The organism is Amphritea opalescens (assembly GCF_003957515.1).
Lineage (GTDB): Bacteria > Pseudomonadota > Gammaproteobacteria > Pseudomonadales > Balneatricaceae > Amphritea > Amphritea opalescens.
Genome location: NZ_RQXW01000001.1, coordinates 208,237 through 221,813, shown reverse-complemented (window position 1 = coordinate 221,813; position 13,577 = coordinate 208,237). Strand labels below are relative to the sequence as shown.

At 48.2% G+C, this 13,577-nt stretch carries 14 protein-coding genes; 4 read left to right on the top strand and 10 right to left on the bottom strand.

Going from position 1 to position 13,577, the window contains the following annotated elements; translation table 11 throughout:
* Positions 1-22: 22 nt before the first annotated feature.
* From EH243_RS00960 to EH243_RS00950, 3 genes are all read left to right on the top strand, one after another.
* The gene (locus EH243_RS00960) at positions 23-733 is read left to right on the top strand and encodes a helix-turn-helix transcriptional regulator (protein ID WP_126156759.1); all 711 of its coding nucleotides are present in this window, start codon (positions 23-25) and stop codon (positions 731-733) included.
* 190 nt (positions 734-923) lie between these two features.
* Positions 924-2,264 (top strand): aminotransferase class III-fold pyridoxal phosphate-dependent enzyme, encoded by a 1,341-nt coding sequence (locus EH243_RS00955; protein WP_126156758.1) that lies wholly within the window; start codon positions 924-926, stop codon positions 2,262-2,264.
* A 125-nt stretch (positions 2,265-2,389) separates the two neighbouring features.
* Positions 2,390-3,577 (top strand): multidrug effflux MFS transporter, encoded by a 1,188-nt coding sequence (locus tag EH243_RS00950; RefSeq protein ID WP_126156757.1) that lies wholly within the window; start codon positions 2,390-2,392, stop codon positions 3,575-3,577.
* Between the two features lie 71 nt (positions 3,578-3,648).
* On the opposite strand, the gene EH243_RS00945 is transcribed toward EH243_RS00950, so the two are convergent.
* The 3 genes from EH243_RS00945 to EH243_RS00935 all read right to left on the bottom strand — a co-directional run bounded on the left by EH243_RS00945 (position 3,649) and on the right by EH243_RS00935 (position 4,965).
* On the bottom strand, positions 3,649-4,188 hold the full coding sequence (locus EH243_RS00945; protein WP_126156756.1) for a DinB family protein: 540 nt from the start codon (positions 4,186-4,188) through the stop codon (positions 3,649-3,651).
* A 53-nt stretch (positions 4,189-4,241) separates the two neighbouring features.
* A complete protein-coding gene (locus EH243_RS00940; RefSeq protein WP_126156755.1) occupies positions 4,242-4,550 on the bottom strand; it encodes a DUF1272 domain-containing protein in 309 nt (102 codons plus the stop codon).
* An 82-nt stretch (positions 4,551-4,632) separates the two neighbouring features.
* Positions 4,633-4,965 carry a YnfA family protein gene (locus EH243_RS00935; protein ID WP_126156754.1) on the bottom strand — a complete coding sequence of 111 codons (333 nt, stop codon included), beginning with the start codon at positions 4,963-4,965 and terminating at the stop codon, positions 4,633-4,635.
* 21 nt (positions 4,966-4,986) lie between these two features.
* Between EH243_RS00935 and EH243_RS18495 the strand changes: the two genes are divergently transcribed.
* Positions 4,987-5,127: a hypothetical protein gene (locus EH243_RS18495; RefSeq protein WP_164549013.1), complete on the top strand. Its 141-nt coding sequence runs from the start codon at positions 4,987-4,989 to the stop codon at positions 5,125-5,127.
* 170 nt (positions 5,128-5,297) lie between these two features.
* Here the strand turns inward: EH243_RS18495 and EH243_RS00930 are convergent, their stop codons facing one another.
* The 7 genes from EH243_RS00930 to EH243_RS00900 all read right to left on the bottom strand — a co-directional run bounded on the left by EH243_RS00930 (position 5,298) and on the right by EH243_RS00900 (position 13,561).
* Complete coding sequence (locus tag EH243_RS00930) at positions 5,298-5,897, bottom strand: M15 family metallopeptidase (protein WP_126156753.1); 600 nt, start codon at positions 5,895-5,897, stop codon at positions 5,298-5,300.
* Positions 5,898-5,963: 66 nt separating this feature from the next.
* Positions 5,964-6,413 (bottom strand): DUF302 domain-containing protein, encoded by a 450-nt coding sequence (locus EH243_RS00925; RefSeq protein ID WP_126156752.1) that lies wholly within the window; start codon positions 6,411-6,413, stop codon positions 5,964-5,966.
* A 386-nt stretch (positions 6,414-6,799) separates the two neighbouring features.
* Positions 6,800-8,347 (bottom strand): SLC13 family permease, encoded by a 1,548-nt coding sequence (locus EH243_RS00920; protein ID WP_126156751.1) that lies wholly within the window; start codon positions 8,345-8,347, stop codon positions 6,800-6,802.
* A gap of 276 nt (positions 8,348-8,623) precedes the next feature.
* Positions 8,624-9,256, bottom strand: a complete 633-nt coding sequence (locus tag EH243_RS00915; protein ID WP_126156750.1) for a MarC family protein — start codon at positions 9,254-9,256, stop codon at positions 8,624-8,626.
* Positions 9,257-9,496: 240 nt separating this feature from the next.
* Positions 9,497-10,648: an iron-containing alcohol dehydrogenase gene (locus EH243_RS00910; protein ID WP_126156749.1), complete on the bottom strand. Its 1,152-nt coding sequence runs from the start codon at positions 10,646-10,648 to the stop codon at positions 9,497-9,499.
* A gap of 268 nt (positions 10,649-10,916) precedes the next feature.
* Complete coding sequence (locus tag EH243_RS00905) at positions 10,917-12,251, bottom strand: ferredoxin reductase family protein (protein ID WP_126156748.1); 1,335 nt, start codon at positions 12,249-12,251, stop codon at positions 10,917-10,919.
* Between the two features lie 407 nt (positions 12,252-12,658).
* Positions 12,659-13,561: a LysR substrate-binding domain-containing protein gene (locus EH243_RS00900; protein ID WP_126156747.1), complete on the bottom strand. Its 903-nt coding sequence runs from the start codon at positions 13,559-13,561 to the stop codon at positions 12,659-12,661.
* Positions 13,562-13,577 lie beyond the last annotated feature (16 nt).

Below are 13,577 nucleotides of genomic sequence, written 5' to 3'. Positions count from 1 at the left end.
GGTTGAGAATCAGGAGCTGGTAATGCAAAAAAACGATAATATTTACCCCGCTGGTCTATACAGTTTTCAAGACGAATGTCTGAAACTTCTGACCGGAGTGCTCAATGTTTCCAAGGCTGCCACCTATTTAGTAGACAGCCAACGTAAGCCTATCTGTTATAAAACATGGCAGCTTCAACCCGCCATGCATCGGCAATACATGGATACCTTTTATAAGCTCGATCCGCTGCACCCGACACAATTTGTCGAACAGGCCGATATCTCTGTGGTTAAAATGAATGATCTGGTCAATACTCAGGAACGCTATGACCACCCCTATTACCGCGATTTCGTCTCGCCTTGGGGCGTACAAGATATTGTCGAACTGTTTCTGCGAGTGGATAATCAACTGATCGCTGGCTTCGCTCTGTTTACCTCCAAGCAGCAACCCGAAATGCGTATGGAAGATATTCGTAAAGCGAACCAACTACACCAGTTTATGCAGTTCTCACTGGAACAAAGCCTAGCCGCACCAAAGCATAGTCAGTTTCAGGTGTTTTGCGATCAATACCAGCTAACGCCAAAAGAACGCATGGTGGTCGAACTGGTCAGTCAGGGGTTGCCGAATAAAAGCATCGCTTCAGGCCTTGATTGCAGCCTAGCAACCGTTAAAACTCACCTGCAACATATCTTCACCAAAACCGGCGTAAACAGTAAGACTGAAATAGCATCATTGCTCTATAACCTTCATTAATTTCTGTCCCCATAGACACCGACCTCAGGGATGAGGTGAACAGAGACCCTATATCAACCTTCTGGTTGATACCTTCCTCGCTTGATCAATTCATAATAAATCTAACCCCGTAGCCTGTGTTAATACGTCAACATGTGCATATCGCTGTATGGCTGCGGCTCTTACAACAAGAAGCATCCGGAGTTATCAAATGAGTGAAAACAAGCAAACCCTGTGGAATCCAATGGTTCACCCTGGTGATCCCAATGCCCGCAACCATATTCAAATTGTTAAGGGTGACGGTAACTATGTTCAGAATCGTGAAGGTAACTGGCTAGTCGACGGTGTCGGTGGCTTATGGAACGTTAACGCCGGTCATAACCGCAGCGAAATTAAAGATGCCATCAAGGCTCAGTTGGATGAACTAGAGTATTTCCAGATCTTTGATGGCATCAGCCATCCACGGGTGCTTGAGCTATCCGATATGATCATCGAGATGACTAAGCCTGAAGGCATGGCCAAAGTGATGTTTAGTTCAGGCGGCTCCGATGCTGTTGAAACCGCGCTGAAAGTTGCACGCCAATACTGGAAAGCGATAGGTCAATCTCAGCGCTACAAATATATCTCCCTTAAGCAAGGCTACCATGGCGTTCATTTCGGTGGCGCTTCGGTCAACGGTAACACCGTCTTCCGTACTAACTATGAGCCAATGTTACCAGGCTGCGTGCATATCGATACGCCTTGGTTATACCGCAACCCTTGGAATTGCGAGAACCCTGAAGAGTTGGGTCATCTCTGTGCGAAACAACTGGAAGCGGAAATTCTTTTCCAAGGGCCTGACACCGTTGCGGCTTTCATTGCTGAACCGATTCAAGGGGCTGGTGGCGTTATCGTTCCTCCGGCTAACTACTGGCCACTGATTCGTGCTGTCTGTGATAAATACGGCGTACTGCTGATCGCCGATGAAGTCGTCACGGGCTTTGGCCGTAGTGGTAACATGTTTGGTGTCCGGGGTTGGGGCGTTGCTGCGGATATTCAGTGCTTCGCGAAAGGCATCAACTCCGGTTACATTCCATTAGGCGCAACCGTCATCAATGAACGCGTGGCACAAGGGATCGAAAACTGTCAAAGCTTCACCGGTGCTCTGATGCATGGTTACACCTATTCTGGCCATCCAGTCGCTTGTGCCGCTGCAATTGCTAACCTGAAGATTGTCCAAGATGAAGACCTTCCGGCCAATGCTGCCGTTCAGGGACAGGACATGTTAACCAAGTTGACCAATGCCCTGAGTGACTTCCCATCCGTCGGTGAATTACGCGGCATGGGCTTAATGTTGGCGATCGACCTCGTTACCGATAAGACCACCCGCGAGCCTATCGATCCAATGTCTGGCTTTGCCAATAAGATCGCGGCTGTAGCCATGCGTGAAGGTGTTATTGTGCGCCCGGTTGGCACTAAAATCATCCTCTCGCCGCCGTTAACTATCGGCACAGAAGAGGTCGATAAGATCGTTTACGCCCTACAAAAAGGCTTTAGTGAGATCGATCGATAAGCGTTTAAACATATCGATAGCAACCGCTGAGATTGCCAGTTTTACTGGTGATCTCAGTTCTACGGGTGTATTCTGTTAACTTGTTAAGTATTTTCAAGTAAGCCTGACAGAACGATAACCCCACTATGCCAGCCTCTTCCGCCACACAAGTCAAAACCCCCATTTTATTGTTAGCCGGAATGGCGATTGCCAGTCCCGTGGCGCTCAACCTCTATGCTCCCGTCATGCCGGTATTGGCTGAGCAGTTCGATACCAGCTCATTTACAATCCAGTTAGGTTTTACCTTTTATCTACTCACGCTCGCCATTGGCCAACTGATTAGCGGCCCTTTAGCCGATCGCTATGGCCGTCGACCGGTGTTTTTCTGGGGTTTTCTGCTGCATATTTTGGGTGCCTTACTGGGCGCGTTTGCCTTTGAGGTATGGCAACTGCTATTGGCGCGTATTCTTCAGGCCGCTGGCGGTTGTACGGGGATGTTGCTGGCCCGTAGTATTATTCTCGACCAGCATGGTAAGGATAAAGCCGCGGGGATGCTCGGATATATCACCATGGGGATCGCATCTGCTCAAGCATTAGCCCCCACCATGGGCGGCTATCTTAACTTAGCAGTCGGTTGGCAATCGGTTTTTTGGGTGTCCATGGCACTCGGCACCATCGTTTGGCTCGGCGCCCTCTTCACCCTGCCAGAGACCTCAACACCGAAATCGAACAGTGGCTCGCTGCTACAAAGCTTTAGCCGCTATGGCACCGTACTGTCATCCCGCCATTATATTTTTTGTGCGCTATCGGCCACCATGACCGCCTCTGGTTTTTTTGTCTTTATGACCTGCGCGCCTTTCATCGTCGCTGAGTTTTTACAGGGTAACTCCGCGGATTACGGCAACTGGTTTCTACTGGTGGCGGGCGGTTTTTGGTTTGGCAGCCTAACCGCTGGCAAGATTTCCGTAAAGGTCGGCACACAGCGAATGATGTTGGCAGGCAATAGTCTCTCCGGTTTTGGTGCATTGCTCATGCTGGGGCTGTTCTTATTCACCCCCTTAAGCTTTTTAGCGCTCTTTATGCCCATGGCGTTTTATACCTATGGTCGAGGTTTAAGCCAGCCGAGTGCGCAAGCCGCGGCTATCTCATCGACCACCGGCGCGGTGGCAACGGCGACTGGGATGCTGGGCTTTTTGCAATTAACCATTGGCTCCTTAATCGCACAAATCACACCACTGCTGATGGAGTTCAGCATCAATATGCTGCCACTGGTATTGGTATCCTTGGCGCTACTGGCCTCGCTGTTTGCGATCAAGGGAAGTCAGGGCGAATAAACCCCTCTCTGCTACCCCACCGCTAGCAGGAATCATAGATATTTCTCGGGTAAACGATGCTAATGATGGCCCTAATAAAGGTCAGGGATTTCGCTCAGTAAATCCGTGACGCCCACATCGATATGATATTGAAACAGCACCGTCGATAACTGTCCACGGTGGTGGGTTTGATGATTAAATAAGTGGCTGACTAATGCTGCAAACTCACGTTCACTCACCTGCCCTCTCGAATTGCGATAACGCAACGTGCGGTTAAAATCATCAGCGTCAACCTCGCCAACTAACCACTGTTTAATGGCAGCATCAACGCGCTCACGGGCAGTAATAAGTGAAGAAAAGTCCTCGTAGAGCAACTCATCTAGAGCGACCGGGTTTGGCAGCGCTTTCAAGGCGATGAGCGAATGATAACCTTGCGCATGTAACGAGAAACGCGATAACCACAGCAGATCTCCGACTAAAATATGGTTCAGTATACCCAGTGGCGATCTAAAAAACGCGCCACAATCATGCCTTAGCTGATCATCCGAAAGTTTGGCACAAGCCTCATAGATCTGACCATTCATCCGCTGATTGTAATCCGCCAAACGGATAAAATGGGCCTTAATATCCATGACCGGCATCGCTCCTTTATCGGTTTTAACATCAGTGTGACGCCAACGATAGACTATCGTTGACTGGGTTCGATTGCTTTGATTGATGCACTAAACTCACTAAGCTCAGCAGCACTATAGGCTGTATGTACCCGCACAGTCGATGCCGGATGATGCTGTAAGCCGACCCCCTCGCGATACTCTTTAACCGGCCGAATCGGCCTTGGGCTAAAACCTCCACCGCAATTAGGGCAAACATTGCTCAGCTGTTGTTCAACACAACCTCGGCAAAAGGTGCACTCATAGCTGCAAATATAGGCCTCGGTTGAATCTGGCGGCAGATCTTTATCACAGCACTCGCAGTTTGGACGAAGTTCTAGCATCGCTGAAGCCCTCATTTAAGTAGCATTAAGAGAATAAAATACGCGAATCGACAAGTATTAACTAGCCGTCAGCAAACCGCCATCAGATCGATTTGGGCGCAAACATAATAATCGCCATACCGATTAATGCCACGCAGCCACCTACCATATCCCAAGTGGTGGGTTTGATACCATCGACTAACCAAAGCCATACGAGAGCGACAACAATATAGACACCACCATAAGCCGCATAGACTCGACCCGCCGCCGTTGGATGCAACGAGAGCAACCAAGCAAACAGCATTAAGCTAAGTGCCGCGGGCAGCAATAACCAGATCGTTTTATCCTGCTTCAACCAGAGGTAAGGTAGATAACAACCGACAATCTCGGCTACCGCGGTAATCATAAACAAGGCAATGGTTTTTAATTCAAACATAGTCAGGATCGTTCTCATCGGGTGAAGTTGGAACAGGTATTGGTTATAGGCCTAAACAGCGGAGGTAAGGATATCTCGCAAAGAAAAACGGAGGCGGCTAACTTAATCGCCATTAATGCACTCATCCGTGGTTTATTCTTTGGTAAGTGGCTTGCTGGCTGAGGTCTGTTCTCCGGGAGTATTCTGCTTTATCCGAGATTCCCTGATCACAATCTTCGCAGGTTGTCATTGCCATTCGAAACTCCCTCACATCATGGGCGTAACAGCGCGCTACCCATAAGACAGAACAGCGTCACTCAACCGTCAGTGTCACTTTCTCTCAGACTGTAGCATCACGACACCGGCGCTGTAGCTTGAAAATGCATCGCATCTCGTCCCCAGAAAGCGCCCGCAGATAACCAGCCCTCTTTAGCGAAACATTCCATCACTTCAATCGGCATTGAGGCATTCACTGGCCAAGCGGTTTTATTACCATTTCTGCCGGCATTGATATCGATCGCATTCATCCATGCATGCATCGACCATGAGTTCCAACTATTCCGCTTTAAACGAGGGTTATAAAGACCGTTGTAAACCAGAATACCCGCACTTTTCCGTGAGGCCTGATCGGGATACATCTCAGCCAATCGCTGAAATACTCGCAATAAACTATCGGCGCACTTTTCGTGTGCCCAGAGGGATTTAACCGGTTTATCACCGTAATAAATGGTAAAAGGCAGTATGATTTTCTTACGCGGCGGACTGTAGTGTTTATCGCCATGGGGCCCAAAAAAATCGATAAACTCAGGGGAACCTTCAACCGGAAACGGATGAGGTGACGGCATGAGGTTTTTGAGATGCTGCTGACAAGCCGCAATGCTCATCGGCCCCCAAAAACCATCACCTAATGTCCCAACTCGCTCCTGTAGACGAACAATCTCAGATCTTTTCATTATCAATACCTCGGTATTTCAATTGATAGAATCGTCGTAGCCCTGAGTTTACAGCATTAAACAGACCTACTTAGCGGCAGCGCTGGCGATCCCTGACAAAGCATTCGTCACTTTATTGATCACCTCGTCACAGCCCTCTATTTCATGTCGCTTAACCAGATAGGCAGGGTCGTTATAAGAGATCCAAACCTTATCGCTAACATCCTGCCAAACCAGATATTTCTGTGGCAGATCAATAGCAACCGTTTGCTGACACGCCATCAAAGGACTGCCCACCTTAGGATTACCGAAAATAATCACCTGTGTATCCCGCAGCTCAATATTAACCTTAGCCGCGGCATCAGAATGTTTTACTCGATTAAAGACAGTCATGCCTTTTTTAGCCAGGATGGAATCTAACCGATCAGCGGTTTCCTCCACACTGTATTCGCTGGCAATGTTAACCATCCCTTCAGTGGCAAGTGCTGGGCAACCCCAGAGGATAGCGGTAAGAGCAATGACATAACGCTTAAACATACGAAACTCCTTAATGTTCATATTAGACTTATGGCCTAAGTGTACACAGCATCGAGGTCTAAAAACTAGCTAATTTATCGACTTAAATCACGGCCGATTTTTTAAGCATTTCTATGAGTTTAGATGCAATTCAAACATTTGTTCAAAAAGATTGCCAAAATCGACTTAAATGCCACAAATAGTGAACACACTAAAACCATCAGCGCCTATCGGCAGAACTCAAAAAGGAAGAGTATTAATTAAAAAATATCAGCAAAAGCTGATGGGGAGATTGAATGAAAGCATTGATGATTAGCAAGGCCATCAGGACAGTGGCCATCGATTGAGCAGAGAGATGAAAAATGAGAGGCTGAGCCTGCGGTATTCACAGACCCAGCCACTAGCGATTACAGAGTAACGCCAAACACAAAGTCAGCCAGTAACATGAACAGTCCAAAGGCTACCACGATCGCCACAATGTTAAGCAGGAAGCCCGCTCGCACCATGTCACGAAGCTCCATCAATTCATAGGAGAATACAATCGCATTAGGCGGTGTTGCCACCGGCATCATAAAGGCCATTGATGCGCCTAGAGCGACAGGTACGCAGAGTACTAATGGGTCAAGACCCAAGCCCACCGCCACTGCGGCCAGAATCGGCAAGAAAGTCGCGGTCGATGCTGTATTCGAGGTAATTTCAGTCAGGTAAACAATCGCTACCGTGACCAGCAGTACCAGCACCATGGTGCTCACTTCAATACCGGCAACCGCATTACCGATCCATTCAGCCAAGCCGGTACCTTTAAACCCACCCGCTAAGGCTAAACCACCACCAAACAGCAACAGAACGCCCCAAGGTACGTGACGGGCAGCTTCCCAATCCAGTGCAAACTCACCTTTTTTACGGGAGATAGGCACTGCAAATAGAACGAGTGCAGCCAGCAACGCGATAATAGTGTCATTCAACGGCAAGCCGGTCAGCTCAACGATAAATTTCCGGAAGATCCACCCTAACGCCGCACCTAAGAACACCACCGCAACCAATTTCTCCCCACGGGACATAATACCCAACGCGGATAATTCACGGTGAACCACCTCAGCTGGATCATCAATGGCAATCTGGTGTGAAGGAAACAGTACCCGCGTCAGCAGCAACCAAGCGATTGGCAGCATGATCACCACCACCGGCACACCCAGTAACATCCAATCAAAGAAGCTGATCTCAATGTCATAGGTATTTTGCAAAAAGCTCGCTAAGAGTGCGTTTGGCGGTGTACCGATCAAGGTCGCCACCCCACCGATAGAAGCGCTATAGGCTATCGCTAGCATCAACGCCACACCGAAATTACGCACGACTTTTTTGTCATCGGTTTGCTGTGCCACGAAATCAATAACCGACAGGCCTACCGCAAACATCATAATGGTCGTTGCCGTGTTAGAGATCCACATGGAAAGGAACGCCGTCGCCAACATAAAGCCCAGAATAATCCGTGAAGGCGAGGTTCCGATCATGCTGACAATTTTTAACGCTATACGACGATGCAGTCCCACATGTTGCATTGCTGCTGCGAGCAAGAAGCCACCGAGGAATAAGAAGATCAATGGGTGACCATAATTAGCCGCCACCGGTTTGATTTTATCAATGCCAAATAAAGGCATCAGTACCAGCGGTAACAGTGCGGTTGCAGGAATAGGCACCGCCTCCGTTAACCACCAGATCACCATCCATGATGCCATGGCCACTAAGTGCCATGCTTCGATAGGCATCCCCTCAGGGGCGGAACATAACAGAATGATCGCCGCCACCACTGGGCCTCCGATCAAACCTAACAGCCGTAGCCCTGTGACCGGTAAAACCGACACCTCATCTTGGGCTTTGTAATCGGGATCGCGTTGATCCCCCGGGGCCAGAAAATCTCCGTCATGGGCATGAACGTTCTTTTCTTTATTCGACATGAATACGTCTCTCTGAATAAATTGAGTTTAAAACGGTGTTACCGGTTCTAAAGTATTGTTCAGCGTTCGTGGCGGTTAAAACGTTTTCATATGGTCCGTTTTACACCAATAAATCTATCCACCAGCTTGGCGCAATAATACAATATATCTTCGCTAGAATCTGACCAATAATGGCTAAAAAACGGTATTAATATGAGGAAAATGATCACTATCAACAGATCCGTTGACCTAAAACCATGAGTCATACGATTACTTAGTGAGAATCACTTACCCAAATCAACCGGCGATCGCACCACGAATACCCTCTATCAACATCTGCACCCCAATCACCGCCAGCATCAACCCCATCAAACGGGACACCACCTTTATTGCATTCTGCCCTAGGTAACGTGCCAGCCATTCACCCCCCACAAAGGCGGTGTATGTCAAACCACACATCATTGCAAAGGCCAGCAGAACGGTAGACACCTCAAGTACAGAGGATTGCGCGGCAAAGTTCATCGCGGTGGCAATGGTGCCCGGCCCAGCCAACACCGGAATACCTAAAGGTGTGATAGCAATATCCACTACCGAATCGACACTTTTTTCATTATCGCGGTTAGTCGGGGTATGGATGCTAGAGCGTTCACCCTGCAACATATGGTAACCAATTAAGGCGATCATAATGCCGCCAGCAATCTTAAATGCCGGCAGCGTAATGCCAAACATCAAAAAGATTTCTCGCCCACCAATGGCGAACACCGACACGATGATAAAGGCGACCACCACGGATCGTAGCGCAATCATGCGGCGCATTTTCTGATCAACATCCTCTGTCAGCCCAATAAACAGCGTTGAGTTGGCAATTGGATTCATAATGGCAAAAAATGCCATAAATACAGTCAAAAAATGTACGGCGATATTATCCATATAGACTTAGTGCCTCGAATCATTCGATTGATCACATCGGTGTAACCTATCGCTGTTTGATCTTAGTAGTTGATAAGGGATGAAGCGGAAAAATAACAGGATAGATCAGGTATATAGATCAATACCAGCACAATATGGCTCAAGGCTTGCCCCATAAAAAAACACCCACGCTGGACCGCATGGGTGTTATATCGATCGCTATATTTTACTCAATAGAGAGATCGTTATTTTAACGGTGGATCAGAGCGCAGACTGGAAGATCGCAGCCACTTCGGCATCGCTCAGTTTACGAGGGTTGGTCAAGCAGCACACATCTTTCTGTGCGTTACCCACCATTGTGTCGATGTCTTCACTTTTAACACCTAGCTCACCCAAGGTGCGAGGAATACCCACATCTTCACCCAGCGTTTCAATCGCATCAATCGCGAGCAACGCCGCGTCTCGTTCAGACAGGCCATCGGTAACTTCACCCAAAGCATCGGCAATATCGGCAAAACGTTCGGTCGCCGCAATCATATTAACCCGGCATACATGTGGTAACAGCAGAGCATTACACACACCATGTGGCAGGTTGTACATACCACCGAGTTGGTGAGCCATTGCATGCACATAGCCTAGGCTTGCGTTATTAAAGGCCATACCCGCTAGATATTCGGCATAAGCCATCTTATCTCTGGCTTCCATATCGTCGCCACGGGCAACCGCGACACGCAAATATTTACCAATCAAACGGATCGCTTGCAATGCACAGGCATCGGTAATGGGTGTCGCCGCCGTGGAAACATAGGCCTCTACCGCATGAGTCAGTGCATCCATACCGGTGGCTGCGGTCAGTGCGGGTGGCATATCAACCATCAACGCCGGATCATTAATGGCAACATCGGGGGTGACGCGCCAATCAACAATCGCCATTTTCACATGATTGGAGGTATTCGTGATAATAGTGAAACGTGTCATCTCACTGGCAGTACCGGCGGTGGTATTCACTGCAATATAAGGTGGTAAAGGTGCGGTAGCCTGATCTAAACCTTCATAATCATGAATCGTACCGCCACTGGTGGCAACTAAGCCGATACCTTTACAGCAATCGTGTGCACTACCGCCGCCTAAGGAGATCAACATGTCGCAGCCATTCTTTTGATAAGCAGCCAAGCCTTCTGCCACGTTGGTGTCAGTTGGGTTAGGTACCGTTTCATCATAAACGACACTCTCAATACCGGCGCTTTGCAACAACTCGGTCAAGCGTGCGGTATAACCCAACGCCGTCATGCCTTTGTCCGCCACGACCAGTGGCTTTTTGCCACCTAACATATTGACTCGTTCAGGCAGTTTGCTAAAACAACCTTCGCCCATTAGGGATACATTGGGAACAAAAAATTCATGAATAGCCATAATGCAAACAACCCCTTTATCGATCAGAATAGATAAAAACTAATAACAAAATGTATATTGAAGAAAGAAAAGACTGTAACTGAATAATGTTTATCATTCGTTGATCTGAACCAAGATTCAAACGATAAAACTTAACCCGATACAGTCAGACTTAATATTCTCTCAGTAGTGGCATTTTAAAATACACCCAAGACCCCTTTCCACCCTACTTTGTCACAATAAAAACTACTACTTTGGCACTATTTCGACACGATTTCATATCGTTCAATTAGCGCATCTGGAAAAGTTCCTGATGGTAATGCTTAGCCATAAATCCATGCGCCAGAAATGCTTGACGCAAGCTGAAGCCAAAGCCTGAAGGACCACAAAACCAAACACTGGCGGCTTTCCATTCTGGTACCGCTTCGCAAATACCGGCATAGTCCAAACGCTGATCTCTACCGCTCACCAGTACATGCAGTTTCACCCCTGCCGCGAGCGCATCCGCCGTCAGTTTATCGATGACCGCCTGATCATAGGTACTGGTCGCATAAAATAGATCGATCTGCTTTTCGCCGGGTGTTTTCGCCAACTCTTTTAAGCGCGCCACGAAAGGAGTGATACCAATACCACCGGCCACCCAGATCTGTCGAGGTTGAGGATCATGGAAATCAAAACAACCATAAGGGCCCTCAACGGTCACCGGCATGCCGGTTTTTAATGCCTCTCTCAATCGGCCGGTATGATCCCCAAGCGCTTTAGTGATAAAGACGATATGGCCATCATCGGGCTCCCAAGCAGAGGCAATAGTGTAAGGGTGAGCCCCCTCTTTTCGATTTGAGGTCACAAACGCAAACTGACCGGCACGATGCCCCTGCCAACCCTCTTTCACTGAAACCTTAACCTCGAGTACTCGCAGCGCATCATAATAGGTCAGATCATCAATCTTGCCGGTCACTTTTCGATCACGCCCAATGCGCCCAGTAAGAGCCAGTACCGCCGCCATCGATCCACCTAATAGAAGAATGGCCATCAACCAGCCTACCGGCTGTGTCCAATATTCAAACTCAATCAAGATTAACGCATGATAAGCCAATACCAGATACGCGATGGAGATGAGCTGATGCGTTTTAATGAACCAGTGATAGGGAAAGCGTTTTATTAATGCCAGTACAATCAACGCCACGGCTGCGTAAAAAGCCCACTCACCGACGGATTCGGCAAAACCACGCTGACTGCGAAACAGTCCCTCAATAAAGCCCAGCGTTTCTTGACTTTTAGGCCCCCGTTCAGGTTTAACCAACCACCCCCAGCCCACCATCCATTTGGTACCCTGGGCCATCCACCAGTGCAGCACTGCTGCCACCAACGCGGTAATGCCCAGCCACTTATGTAAGCGGTACATTTTGTCCAAGCCATCAAGATGGGGTTCAAGCCATTTAGGCCGCAGTGCCAACATCATGGCAATGCTCATCACACCAATGGCAATCACACCACTGTATTGCACAAACACATGACGAAAGCTGAAATAAGTAAAGGGATCTGGCAATAGACTGTCGGCCAAAAACCACAATCCACTCAAAACAAGTAACAGTACAACAAAGGATATTTTAATCTGTTTCATAATCGATATTCTTAGGTAAATTCCATTTATAAAGCGGTAGAGATGGCTAGGGTATATCAACAACCAAACCATTCATCAGCTGTCACATCTTCCATTGGTGTCTGTAACAGCGATCTCTAAACCGGAAATCTATTTTAACGCGCTTCTATCTAACCTAGTAAGCCCTCGAACTGTAAGGTTATGTAAAGCTTGACCGGAAAAGAGGCTTGCCCATGACAAACGCATCATTCTTTGATCCACGTCAGTATTGGTCAAAGGGATTACCCTATCTAAGAGAAAGCCGAGGGAAGGTCGAGGGAAAGAACAGGTTGAGTCGTGACGCCTTTAAGCACCAATAATACTGCGAACAGCCAGGCTAAAAACGGCTTTAGAACATCACCGATATTCGCCCAGTAGGCCGCCAAAAGTTATGGCAGTATAAAAGGGTTCTGTTTTAAGGTTTGCACGGCTAAATCGATAAAACTTCGGGTTTTCGCATTAACCCGACGGCCTTCCATATGAATGATATTTACCGGTAAAGGCTCCTCCTCAAATTGGGTTAATACACTTTTCAACGTCCCTTTTTCCAGCTCTTCACCCACCTGATAAGACATTAAACGGGTAATGCCGTGGCCCAATAACGCGGCCTTTAAGGCAGCACCGTTATGATTACATCGCAAGCGCGGATTCAGCTTGACCAGCTCTTTTTTGCCATCAACCTGAAATTGCCATGCGCTGACATGCTCGAAGGGCATCGGGAAGATAATACGATGATCGATTAAATCGGCGGGGGTTTCTGGCGTGCCCTGTTGCTGGAAATAGTCAGGCGAACCACAGACTATCATCCTCACATAGCCAACCCGAGTCGCATATAGATTCGAATCCTTAAGGTGGCCAATCCGTATAGCAACGTCGAGCTCCTCTTCTAATAAACTCGCAACCCGATCAAGCAGAAACAGTTTTACAGAAACATCGGGATTATCCGCTAGATATTGCGTCACAATCGGCACAATGAATTTTTCACCAAACAGCACCGGTGCCGTCAACGCCAGTGTGCCTGCGGGACGAGTATAGATACCTGCGGCGGCAGCCTCAGCCTCTTGAATATCTTCCATGATGCGCTTTGCATCCTGTAAATAGCGAGCACCGGGCTCCGTAAGACGCACTAAACGTGTGGTGCGGTTAAAGAGCTTCACCCCTAGGCGGTTTTCAAGCGCCGCCACCGCGCGACTGGTGGCCGGAGCCGACAGCCCCAACACTTTACTCGCCGTCGTAAAACTCTGATGCTTAGCCACTTCCATAAACACCTGCATCGTTTGTAGCTTATCCACGCCCCAGTCCCTCACT

Excerpts from the sequence above, each read along its gene's own strand:
- EH243_RS00960 (WP_126156759.1), top strand. The coding sequence starts at position 23 with ATGCAAAAAAACGATAATATTTACCCCGCTGGTCTATACAGTTTTCAA.
- EH243_RS00920 (WP_126156751.1), bottom strand. The coding sequence starts at position 8,347 with ATGTCGAATAAAGAAAAGAACGTTCATGCCCATGACGGAGATTTTCTG.
- EH243_RS00935 (WP_126156754.1), bottom strand. The coding sequence starts at position 4,965 with ATGTTTGAATTAAAAACCATTGCCTTGTTTATGATTACCGCGGTAGCC.
- EH243_RS00925 (WP_126156752.1), bottom strand. The coding sequence starts at position 6,413 with ATGTTTAAGCGTTATGTCATTGCTCTTACCGCTATCCTCTGGGGTTGC.
- EH243_RS00915 (WP_126156750.1), bottom strand. The coding sequence starts at position 9,256 with ATGGATAATATCGCCGTACATTTTTTGACTGTATTTATGGCATTTTTT.
- EH243_RS00930 (WP_126156753.1), bottom strand. The coding sequence starts at position 5,897 with ATGAAAAGATCTGAGATTGTTCGTCTACAGGAGCGAGTTGGGACATTA.
- EH243_RS00955 (WP_126156758.1), top strand. The coding sequence starts at position 924 with ATGAGTGAAAACAAGCAAACCCTGTGGAATCCAATGGTTCACCCTGGT.
- EH243_RS00950 (WP_126156757.1), top strand. The coding sequence starts at position 2,390 with ATGCCAGCCTCTTCCGCCACACAAGTCAAAACCCCCATTTTATTGTTA.
- EH243_RS00945 (WP_126156756.1), bottom strand. The coding sequence starts at position 4,188 with ATGGATATTAAGGCCCATTTTATCCGTTTGGCGGATTACAATCAGCGG.
- EH243_RS00910 (WP_126156749.1), bottom strand. The coding sequence starts at position 10,648 with ATGGCTATTCATGAATTTTTTGTTCCCAATGTATCCCTAATGGGCGAA.
- EH243_RS00940 (WP_126156755.1), bottom strand. The coding sequence starts at position 4,550 with ATGCTAGAACTTCGTCCAAACTGCGAGTGCTGTGATAAAGATCTGCCG.
- EH243_RS00905 (WP_126156748.1), bottom strand. The coding sequence starts at position 12,251 with ATGAAACAGATTAAAATATCCTTTGTTGTACTGTTACTTGTTTTGAGT.